Source organism: Erwinia sp. S38 (genome assembly GCF_016624545.1).
GTDB lineage: Bacteria > Pseudomonadota > Gammaproteobacteria > Enterobacterales > Enterobacteriaceae > Erwinia > Erwinia coffeiphila.
The window spans coordinates 1-9,899 of the sequence record NZ_JACVTS010000046.1 but is presented as its reverse complement, the minus strand read 5'-3'; the positions used below and the strand labels follow the sequence as shown (position 1 = coordinate 9,899).

Below are 9,899 nucleotides of genomic sequence, written 5' to 3'. Positions count from 1 at the left end.
GACACCTGTATAAATAACCGGTAACTGTCAGATCAGGTCTGAGCTAATACATTTTAGCTACAGGTCGCTGGTCACAAGAGATCATGGGACGTATGGGCTTAGAGCTGGCGATGATTGATCCTAACCACCCTAATAAAATTGCCTGTGGTTTCCTTGCCCATACCACGCCGCAATTCACTCAGCTCAGTGCTAACCTCATTACGCCGGAGCTTAATGTCAGGCCAGAAGGAGGGGGGCGACTATTGCTCCAGGCGCCAGACCTCGACCACTTCGCTAACCCCACATTTTTTCCAACGTATGATGGCTTCATCGGCCAGGAAATGCTGAACCGTTTACACCGATTATTTGATAATACGGAGTCGGCAAAAATCGAACGTATTACAATAGGTCAGCGTGCGCGACCGGCTGATGGCCTGCCCGGTATTGGATTTGTCACGCCGTACCGCAGAGTTTATTTAATGGTGACGCACAGCGGTATGACCCTGGCACCCTTATTAGGGAAGTTAGCTGCGGAAGAAATCCTTGAGGGTCACCGTTCTGCATTGCTTAATGATTATGCGCCTGATCGACTGCTAGGAAAATCGTCTGAAGATTTTCCGGCGTTTTCCACCCTTCACTTTCCTGCGGCTCAGTAGATATCATAGCGTTAATGTACTAACTTGTTTAACAAGAGCAACCAAGAGGTTGCTCTTGTTAAAGTTGCGGTGTGTTAAATAATAAATTAATGACCGTGTTTTCTATTTTTAAAGAGAAGCTTCATCAAAAACCAATGCTCATCTAAAAAATTTTACTGCAGCTTGAGTTAATTACTTCAGGCAGGACTCAGCGTAATCCAATTTGTTTATCATCATCCGATGATCCCACCCTGGGCGCCATTTAAAGCAATAGCATCAATGCGTATAAGGTCTTCGGAAGTGAGTAGTATATCAGCGCTGCCGATATTTTCCGCAACACGCTCTACACTGCGCGACCCAGGAATGGGCACAATGTCCCCGCCCTTCGCCAATAGCCACGCGATAGCCAGTTGAGAAAGTTTACACCCCTTCGATTCTGCAATCGAATTGAGCTCCTCGGCAAGTGCAACATTTTCACTGAAGTTTTCAGGTGCCCACCATGCCATCCATTGACGGAAATCAGAGCTTGAATAGGCATCTCTCGGTTTTACTGCCCCACTCAGGAAGCCGCGAGCTAAGGGAGAGTATGCTACGAGGCCAATACCTAATTCGCGCAGATATGGTAAAACCGCTTCTACTCCACGAGAAAATATTGAGTACTCCATCTGGTAAACTGAAATCGGTGCAACTTTCATTGCCCGCTTGATCATCTCGGTGCTGGAGTTAGACATTCCCAGATAGCGCACTTTACCCTCCTCTACGAAGCGCTGCATTTCACCGATTACTTCCTCGACCGGTATTTTCGGATCGTGAACGTGCTGATAAAGAACATCAATAGTTTCGATTTTCAGATTCTGAAGGCTGTTTTCAACGCTTTTCCGCATGGCCTGAAGGCTTGAATCTGGGTTCCATTGTTCGTCGGCAATGCCGAACTTAGTTGCAATGGTTACTTTATCCCTGAAGGGGGCGAGCGCTATGCCAAGCAACTTTTCCCCTTCGCCCCAACCGTACATATGTGCAGTATCGAAATGGGTAACCCCCATCTCGTGGGCTTGCCGGATAGCCTTGACCGATTGAGCATCATTGGTGGGACCGTATCCTACGGCAGTTCCCATCGCGCCATAGCCAATCTCGCTGACTATCAGTCCCTGATTGCCAAGTTTACGCTGCTTCATGTTTTTCCTCTCTTTTTCGATCTTCAAAACGTCAGCCGACGTGACATGGATGGGACGTATGCTTAGTATATGAAGAATTATTCAGATTCGGAATTCGCTTTTGAAACGTGAGATTCACACCACGCTGATCCCCCGCAAAACCCCCCAGCAAAGGCGATCTGCTGAAACCATAGAGGCTATTTTTGCTGCCGCGATTCAGGTTTTGCGCATGGGGGGTTCTTCTGACTTCACTACCACAAAAGTGGCTGAGCGCGCAGGAACTTCAGTGGGTACGCTCTATCAATATTTTCCTAACAAACATGCACTCCTCTATGCCGTTCTTTCTCACCACTTGGGGCGCATAGCCTCAGCCTTTGAAGTTTCCTGTCTGAAACTTGAGTGTCAGTGCCTTGCAGAAATAGGAGAGGGACTGGTAAAGGCTTACCTTAATGCCAAGACGTTCGAGCTAGAAGCGTCTGTTTCACTTTATTCTGCCGTGAGTCACCTGGATGCTTCTGAGCCGGTCCGCGACATGATTTACCGCATGCGTGCTGCGATAAAAACAGTATTAATCAATTTAAAGGATGCATTTTTTTCTGAGCCTGATGAGGTGGCTTTTTTCCTGCAAAACATGCTCAGTGGAACAACCCGTGCGGTGTTTGAAAGTCTGGATAGAGAACCCATTGATTCAATTAGAAAGTTAGAGGCAGACCTCTTGATCATCTGCAGTAGCTATTTACAAAAAAAAGCCTTGCTTCGGTGATATCTCAACCTATCTAAATCCTGCCTAGGATTTTGATGGGCTAGGCCGAACCCGTCTGGAAGGGCAGTGGCACAGAATGGCGCCTTACCCCCCTGATATAACTGGCAACTGTTCCTACTGCATGGCCACTTATCTGGTGCGCGCAAGCAGCCAACCATTATTTAGTAAAATGATGCCCAATCTAGATGATACGGGCGAACATCTAGTGTTACGGAAGCGCCACAGTTCTAAAGGTGATGTGACTGTTAGTCGCAAATGCTGTCGTACATGAGAAAGCTAAGATTGCCGTGGCAATGCTACTAACTGTAAAGTTCATTTTTCCGTTTTATGTAATATTATAACGTAACATAGTCTGTGCTGCTGGGCTGGTGTTTATCAACTTGGTGGCCTTTCAGACTTGAGTTTAAAGCGGTAATTACCTTTCGGAGCAATCATGAATCAAGATAATCGCATTCCAGTCACTGTCCTGACCGGCTTTCTCGGATCAGGTAAAACCACGCTTCTGAATCATATACTCAGTAAACAGCATGGGCTTCGTATCGCCGTAATTGAAAATGAGTTTGGTGAAATCGGTATTGATGATGCTTTGGTTATCAATGCGGATGAAGAAGTCTTTGAGATGAACAATGGTTGCATTTGCTGCACGGTGCGTGGCGATCTTATCCGCATTCTCGGCAGCCTTATGCGTCGACGCGATAAGTTTGACCGAATTCTGATTGAAACAACGGGCATGGCGGACCCAGGCCCGGTGTCACAAACGTTTTTTGTAGATGAAGAGATAAATGCAGCGATGCGACTCGATGGCATCATTACTGTCGTCGATGCTCATCATGTAGAGCAACACATTGATAGCAGTGACGAAGTACGAGAACAAATTGCCTTTGCCGATGTAATTTTACTCAATAAAACCGATCTGACGGACGGGAAAAAACTAGACGTACTTGAGAAGAGATTACGCAGCATGAATGCGCTGGCCAGAATAGACCGGACCGTCAACGCGGAAGTCGATATTCCATCGGTCCTGAATATTGGCGGCTTCGATTTGAACCGTATTCTTGAGGAGCGGCCGCGCTTTCTGGAGCCCGAATATCCTTTCGAATGGGCTGGCATTTACGCTCTTGACGCCGGCGTACATGAATTACATTACTCAGAAGGACCTGACCCCCAGATTGAGGCCTTATTTGTGCGGGTTGCTGATGACAGCGCTGCCACACTGTCTGATTTCGCTGCCAAGGCAGATTTGACGTTTCAGTCGCAAGAGCGTTCTGCTCCAACGACAGGCCCTCTCAAGCCTGCAAAACAGCTTTTAGATTTACCGGTTCCAGCCCAGGGCACACTTTCGTTTACCGTAGAGATTGAAGAAGCCGGATTTTATGCGCTGGCAACCCAACACATGCCTGAAGAGTTTCATCTTTCCCTTCGACGCAACGGCACTGACTTGTCACCCAGTATCTTCCATGCCTATAGCGCTGCGCATAGCCATGATGATGAGATTACCTCTGTTGGCATCACGCTGGAAGGAGAGCTGTCTGAAGCAAAATTCAGCCAGTGGCTACGCATGTTGTTATCAGTCCAGGGGGAAAATATATTTCGCTCCAAAGGGATTCTCAACATTGCTGGTCAGCAGAGCCGGGTAGTGTTCCAGGGTGTTCATATGTTGATGGATTTCAATAGAGATCGCCTGTGGCAAGTGAATGAGCCTCGTATAAGTGAAATCGTGTTTATCGGCCGTGGTCTTGATCGGCAGGCGCTCATTGAAGGTGTGAATGCATGTCGAATTTAACGCCAGTAGGATCGGGCTATGAGCCGGTGTGGTCTGTCACTGAAGGCGAGTATGTTAATCAGATAACGTTCTCCCCTGACGGCAAGCATCTGGCAACTGCCTGTGCGGATGGTAGCGTTGCGGTCTACAGCTGGCCTGAGGGTAAGCGCCTGTGGCGAGAAGTGGTACACGGACTGGGTGCCAGTGCGCTTGCCTGGTCGCCCGACAATGCCACGCTGGTAAGCGGTGGTCAGGACAGCCGAATCATCATTTGGTCAGGAACGACAGGTGTCAAAAAGCATACGCTAACCAGTGGAAGAGGGTGGGTCGAAAAGTTGGTCTGGTCCTCCCAAGGCACACTCGCAGGCATAACGGGTAAGGAGCTGAAAGTCTGGAACAGCGACGGGCTGCTCATTAGTGATTTTATGGCCTCTGAGAGCACGCTCACAGGGGTTGAATGGCAGGATGATGGCAGTTTGCTGACTAGCAGCTATGGACAAGTATCACGGTGGTATCCCACCAAAAGTAAGCCAGTAAGAATATATGAGTGGAAAGGTTCTCTTTTAAGCCTTGCTGTTCGACCGAATGGTTCAATCATTGCCGCAGGCAGCCAGGAGGGGGACATTCATCTCTGGCGCCTGAAAAAAGAGAATGAGTTTCAAATGGGTGGCTATGAAGGCAAAGTCCGGCACATCGTCTGGAGCTGTAATGGTCGCTATCTGTATACAGCTGGTGGAGCGGCGCTTGTAGTCTGGGATTTTAAGGGACAAGGCCCCGAGGGAACCCGTCCTGACTACCAGCTGTGCCACGATGGCAACATTACCGCGCTAGCCTCACATCCTCATCAGCCCGTAGTTGCTTCCGGGGGCGAGGATGGAAGTCTCTTTATTTATGATTCATCGCGTTTTAATGCGCTTGCAGCTGTGCAAGGGGACGCCGCGATAAGTTGTATTGCCTGGCATCCCATTGAGTCAGTAATAGCCGCAGGTACGATTGATGGTGGCGTACATTTGCTAAAAATCACCATGTAAAATCATCTATTGCTTAATATCAGGCTGCTACAACTGTAGATATTAAGTTTATTGTTCAGAGAACAATCAGGATGCAGATGAGCAAATGGCACCTACAATCCTAAGGGTGGCACCATGCTGTCACCCATTCTGTGCTTATCTTCAGCTCATACGCTGTCGGATGGTTCGCATATCTTTATCCAGCTGAATGCGCAATGCGCGCATAAATTCGCGGGCATTTTCTGACAGCGGCTTGCCGGGTCGAAATATCATTAATCCTGCAAAGTTTACTGCGCTGCTGAAGGGGCGGATAACCAAATCCGTGTGCATAAAATCATAGGCAACGATGGGATTGACCAGCCCGACTCCCAGTCCAAGACGTGCCATTTCGCAGATGGTGAGCGAGTAAGGTGTTTCGACCCGCACCTGAAGCGACAGCCCAAGATGATCCATCAGGCGGTTAAGTTGCTGCTGGCTGCTGTCTTCTGGACTCAACGCCAGAAATTCAGTCTGTGCCAGGTCAGCTGGATGAATAATTTCCCTGCCGGCTAGGGGGTGATGTTTCGCCATGACGACTACCCCCTCGGCCTGCAAAAAGGGGGAATGCTCAAGCCCGCCGGGCGGGATCTCGTCCGCCATCAGCCCGAAATCAACCTGGCCTGCCATGACCTGCTGATAAACCTCCCGTGAACTGAGTACTTTGAGGGAGATTTGGATATTGCGCTGTTCAACATTGAAGCTGGCGATGGCACGGGGAAGAAACAGATTTCCAACCGCCGGATAGGCGGCCACCGCGAGTCTTCCCAGTCCCAGTTCGCTTAGAGATCGCAGGCGATGGGCGATGGCTTCCATACCGGTAAAATGCTGATCCACATCGACCATCAGTGCAGTGGCTTCCTGAGTAGGCAAAAGCCGTCCTCGCACGCGGGCAAATAGCTTCAGCCCGGCATTCTCCTCAAGTTTACGGATAGCCTGACTCACTGCGGGTTGGGAAATATCCAGCTTTTCCGCAGCGCGGCTGGTACTACCCGTCAGCATGACGGCGCGGAAGATTTCAATCTCTCGGTACATGACAAGCTATAACCTGTGCTTATAAGGTAAATAATTTCTGATATTGCTGTAATCATAACCATCCCTGAGAATCAATGTCAGCACTAACACCAGTGGAAATCCAAAAAAATGCAATATATCGACCCTGCTAATAAGAAATTCGCCAGTCTGTCTCCTGCCGTTTGGCGCGCCTCGACCGTAGTATTTGATAACTTTGAGGAATTTGCCGCGCGCAAAGAGCGTCAGCCTGATGGCTACAGCTATGGGATTACCGGCACGCCAACGGCGCGCGAGCTCGAGCGTCGGGTGGCCGCGTTGGAAAATGCGCAGCACTGCATCGTTGTACCCTCCGGGCAGGCTGCGCTTATGGTGTCTGTGATGGCTTTCGTTCGCGGTGGTGACCATTTGCTCATCTCAGATTCCTGCTACGGCGCGCTGAAAACCTTTGCCCGCAATTGGCTGAGCCAGATGGCGGTGGAAGTCGAGTTTTATCCTCCGACCATTGATGGTGGGATCGAAGCACTGATCCGTCCTAACACCCGGATGATCTGTATGGAGGCACCTGGGACGGTGACCATGGAAATGCAGGATGTCACGGCAATCGTTGCGGTGGCCAAAAAGTATGGCGTCAAAACTATGCTTGATAATACCTGGGCTAGCCCACTCTACTTCCGTCCGCTCGACCACGGTGTCGATTTTTCGATTGAAGCCGCGACCAAAATGTTTGGAGGACATTCCGATTTATTAATGGGGACTATCAGCATGAATAATGCTGAGGACTATGCGGTTCTACGTGAAACCCAGAGCATCATGGGACTGAATACCAGCCCAGAGGACTGTTTCCTGGTACTGCGTGGGCTGGAGACGTTCCCGCTTCGGCTTCAGCACCAGAGTTCCAGTACGCGAAAAGTGGCCGCCTGGCTTGCGGAGCAGCCGCAAATTCACAGCGTGCTATTCCCGGTACTGGAAAGCGACCCGGGACATGAAACCTGGAAAAAACAGTTCAGCGGCAGTGGTTGTCTGTTTTCATTTATTTTCCAGCCCGGCAAAGAGGAAGCCATCAGCGCTTTCTTTAACGCGCTAAATCACTTCCCGATTGGCGCCAGCTGGGGTGGAACCCATAGCCTCATCGCCTATTACCCTGCAGGTCAGCAGCAGGCACGGGCGTTTACGCCAACCCAAGAAGCAATCATTCGCATCTCTATCGGGCTTGAAGACCCGGACCTGCTAATAGCAGACCTGAAACAGGCGCTGAACGCCTGGCAAATGGCTGCCGGTTAGATTTTTCTTACAAGACGACAGACAAGGGTATAACAATGAAAATGCAACGCCGTGTTTTAGCCCTGGCAACTGGGGCTATGCTTTCCCTGAGCAGTTTTACCGCTATTTCCGCTGACAACTCGCTGGCCAGTCTTCGTGCCAGAGGCGATATTCGCATTGCCAATACCCAGGCCAGCCCCCCGTGGAGCTTTATTAACGATCAGAACCAGCCGGATGGTTATGACGTCGCTATGGCGAAGGAAATCACAAAGCGTATCGGCATTCCTCACATCACTTTTGTAGCGGATACATTTAAAAATTTCGTCGAGGGCCTGAAAACCGATAAATACGATCTGGTGATGAACGACCTGACGCCAACGCCCGAGCGGGAGAAGCAGGTAGATTTCTCAGAACCCTACGGCGTTGAAGAATTCCGCATCTATGTGCTGGACAATAATAAAGATATACATGAACAGCACGATTTAGCAGGTAAAAAGGTCGGTGCCACGGCAGGGACTACTAATGAGTCCTGGTCGCGTGAGCATCTCACCCGCTCTGATATCCTCGCTTATGACAACGGCGGACTTGTCTTTAACGATCTGGCGACAGGACGCATTGATGCGGTGATTTCTTCCTACTTCGGTGGCGAGCGCTATCGCAAGGCAAACAATCTGCCTATTAAAGCTGTTGGGCAGCCATTGACCTATCAGCTCTCTGCCGCTGCGCTGCCAGAAGGGCACAGTAGCCTCAAAGCGGCCATTGACGAAGCAATCAGAGGCATGATTGCCGACGGCACTGTTTCAAAGCTTTCGCAACACTATATCGGGCCTGATTATCAGATGGTGGATGATATCGCTAAAGCCAAAGCCGAGGTCAAATAATGTATGAGCTTTTTCTGCGCGCGCTGCCGCTGCTGAAACAGGCCATTGTTATCACGCTGGGCCTTGGGCTCAGCGCGTTTGTCCTGGGCAGCATACTGGGTATGGCGATTGCTCTAATGAGGAATTCCGCGCTACGCATTTTGAGGATCATTGCCTTCACCTATGTATCAATATTTCGCGGCACACCGCTGTTAGTGCAGATCTTGCTGGTTTACTTTGGCCTTCCCCGGCTGGGCATAACACTGGATCCTATTCCCGCCGCGCTGACGGCGCTGACGTTGTTTTCGGCTTCTTACCTGAGCGAAAACTTCCGTTCAGGCATTAACAGTGTGGATAAAGGTCAGTGGGAAGCTTGCAACGCTATGGGAATGGGGTACTGGACAAGCCTGAAACGTATCATCCTTCCTCAGGCGTTTCGGATTGCCCTGCCGCCGCTCGGCAGCCGTTTGATCGCATTAATGAAGGACACCTCACTGGCCTCCACGGTGACAGTTATGGAGCTGACGCGCGTGGCAGAACAGGTAGGCGCAACGACCTTCCGCTATATGGAAATGTTCCTGATGGTGGGATGCATATACTGGCTGATTAATCAGGTGCTCACCATTCTACAGACCTGGCTTGAGGGCCACTTGTCGAGGCATATGCGATGAACAAAGCAGTACTTAAAGTTTCCGTGACCTCGCTGGCAAAATCTTTTGACCGGCAGCCCGTACTGCGGGATGTAAACCTTCAGGTTTATGCCGGAGAAGTGGTGGTCATTCTCGGGCCTTCAGGTTCTGGTAAGACGACACTGCTGCGTTCTTTGAACTTCCTTGAACAACCGGACAGCGGTGATATAGAGGTATGTGGTCATCACATACGTGTACAGCAAGGAAAAGCGCTCTCTCGAGCAGAAAAACATGAAATTACCCACTTGCGGCAAAAAACGGCGATGGTGTTTCAGTCATTCAACCTCTTCCCGCATAAAAGTGCACTTGAAAACGTGACTGAGGGCCTGATTAGCGTGCGAAAGTTGCATAAAGATCAAGCCAATCAGCGAGGTCACGCATTGCTAAAGCAGGTTGGACTGGCTGAGAAGGCCGACAGTTATCCGGCAAAACTATCCGGTGGACAGAAACAACGCGTTGCAATCGCACGTGGGTTGGCAATGGATCCGGAAGTTATCTTTTTTGATGAGCCGACTTCCGCGCTGGATCCGGAGCTAAGGGATGAGGTTCTGACAGTTATGCGTGATTTAGCCAAGGCAGGCATGACAATGATTGTCGTGACGCACGAACTGAGATTTGCCAGGGAAGTTGCTGACCGCGTGATCTTTATGGAAGGCGGAGTCGTGATTGCAAACGAAGAACCTGAGATGTATTAGTCGCGACTTGATCTGACATATGGCCTTGAAAGGTTGAGAGTT

Annotated in this window: 10 protein-coding genes; 8 read left to right on the top strand and 2 right to left on the bottom strand. The window is 49.9% G+C overall.

The annotated features are described in order from the left end of the window. Positions 1-50 precede the first annotated feature (50 nt). A complete protein-coding gene (locus IBT46_RS26605; protein ID WP_370569556.1) occupies positions 51-635 on the top strand; it encodes an NAD(P)/FAD-dependent oxidoreductase in 585 nt (194 codons plus the stop codon). 212 nt (positions 636-847) lie between these two features. Here IBT46_RS26605 and IBT46_RS26600 read toward each other — a convergent pair whose 3' ends face one another. Further along, a complete protein-coding gene (locus IBT46_RS26600; protein ID WP_200539133.1) occupies positions 848-1,789 on the bottom strand; it encodes an aldo/keto reductase in 942 nt (313 codons plus the stop codon). Positions 1,790-1,889: 100 nt separating this feature from the next. On the opposite strand from IBT46_RS26600, the gene IBT46_RS26595 reads away from it, so the two are divergent. From IBT46_RS26595 to IBT46_RS26585, 3 genes are all read left to right on the top strand, one after another. Next, the gene (locus IBT46_RS26595) at positions 1,890-2,531 is read left to right on the top strand and encodes a TetR/AcrR family transcriptional regulator (protein WP_200539134.1); all 642 of its coding nucleotides are present in this window, start codon (positions 1,890-1,892) and stop codon (positions 2,529-2,531) included. A 433-nt stretch (positions 2,532-2,964) separates the two neighbouring features. Beyond that, the gene (locus IBT46_RS26590) at positions 2,965-4,314 is read left to right on the top strand and encodes a GTP-binding protein (RefSeq protein WP_200539135.1); all 1,350 of its coding nucleotides are present in this window, start codon (positions 2,965-2,967) and stop codon (positions 4,312-4,314) included. Further along, the gene (locus tag IBT46_RS26585; protein WP_200539136.1) at positions 4,302-5,324 is read left to right on the top strand and encodes a hypothetical protein; all 1,023 of its coding nucleotides are present in this window, start codon (positions 4,302-4,304) and stop codon (positions 5,322-5,324) included. Before IBT46_RS26590 ends, IBT46_RS26585 begins: the two co-directional genes overlap by 13 nt. 141 nt (positions 5,325-5,465) lie before the next feature. On the opposite strand, the gene IBT46_RS26580 is transcribed toward IBT46_RS26585, so the two are convergent. Then, positions 5,466-6,374: a LysR substrate-binding domain-containing protein gene (locus IBT46_RS26580; RefSeq protein ID WP_200539137.1), complete on the bottom strand. Its 909-nt coding sequence runs from the start codon at positions 6,372-6,374 to the stop codon at positions 5,466-5,468. 108 nt (positions 6,375-6,482) lie between these two features. Between IBT46_RS26580 and metC the strand changes: the two genes are divergently transcribed. Genes metC through IBT46_RS26560 form a run of 4 tightly spaced genes read left to right on the top strand, consistent with a single transcriptional unit; the run spans position 6,483 to position 9,857 of the window. Next, the gene (gene metC / locus IBT46_RS26575) at positions 6,483-7,634 is read left to right on the top strand and encodes a cystathionine beta-lyase (RefSeq protein ID WP_200539138.1); all 1,152 of its coding nucleotides are present in this window, start codon (positions 6,483-6,485) and stop codon (positions 7,632-7,634) included. 35 nt (positions 7,635-7,669) lie between these two features. Further along, positions 7,670-8,494: a transporter substrate-binding domain-containing protein gene (locus tag IBT46_RS26570; RefSeq protein WP_200539139.1), complete on the top strand. Its 825-nt coding sequence runs from the start codon at positions 7,670-7,672 to the stop codon at positions 8,492-8,494. Then, a complete protein-coding gene (locus IBT46_RS26565; protein WP_200539140.1) occupies positions 8,494-9,144 on the top strand; it encodes an amino acid ABC transporter permease in 651 nt (216 codons plus the stop codon). The genes IBT46_RS26570 and IBT46_RS26565 overlap by 1 nt, the downstream gene beginning before the upstream one ends. Then, positions 9,141-9,857 carry an amino acid ABC transporter ATP-binding protein gene (locus tag IBT46_RS26560; RefSeq protein WP_200548076.1) on the top strand — a complete coding sequence of 239 codons (717 nt, stop codon included), beginning with the start codon at positions 9,141-9,143 and terminating at the stop codon, positions 9,855-9,857. Before IBT46_RS26565 ends, IBT46_RS26560 begins: the two co-directional genes overlap by 4 nt. Positions 9,858-9,899: the final 42 nt, after the last annotated feature.

Bases quoted from the DNA above. Each gene is read 5' to 3' on its own strand.
- IBT46_RS26600 (WP_200539133.1), bottom strand. From the start codon at position 1,789: ATGAAGCAGCGTAAACTTGGCAATCAGGGACTGATAGTCAGCGAGATT.
- IBT46_RS26590 (WP_200539135.1), top strand. From the start codon at position 2,965: ATGAATCAAGATAATCGCATTCCAGTCACTGTCCTGACCGGCTTTCTC.
- IBT46_RS26585 (WP_200539136.1), top strand. From the start codon at position 4,302: ATGTCGAATTTAACGCCAGTAGGATCGGGCTATGAGCCGGTGTGGTCT.
- IBT46_RS26580 (WP_200539137.1), bottom strand. From the start codon at position 6,374: ATGTACCGAGAGATTGAAATCTTCCGCGCCGTCATGCTGACGGGTAGT.
- metC (WP_200539138.1), top strand. From the start codon at position 6,483: ATGCAATATATCGACCCTGCTAATAAGAAATTCGCCAGTCTGTCTCCT.
- IBT46_RS26570 (WP_200539139.1), top strand. From the start codon at position 7,670: ATGAAAATGCAACGCCGTGTTTTAGCCCTGGCAACTGGGGCTATGCTT.
- IBT46_RS26565 (WP_200539140.1), top strand. From the start codon at position 8,494: ATGTATGAGCTTTTTCTGCGCGCGCTGCCGCTGCTGAAACAGGCCATT.
- IBT46_RS26560 (WP_200548076.1), top strand. From the start codon at position 9,141: ATGAACAAAGCAGTACTTAAAGTTTCCGTGACCTCGCTGGCAAAATCT.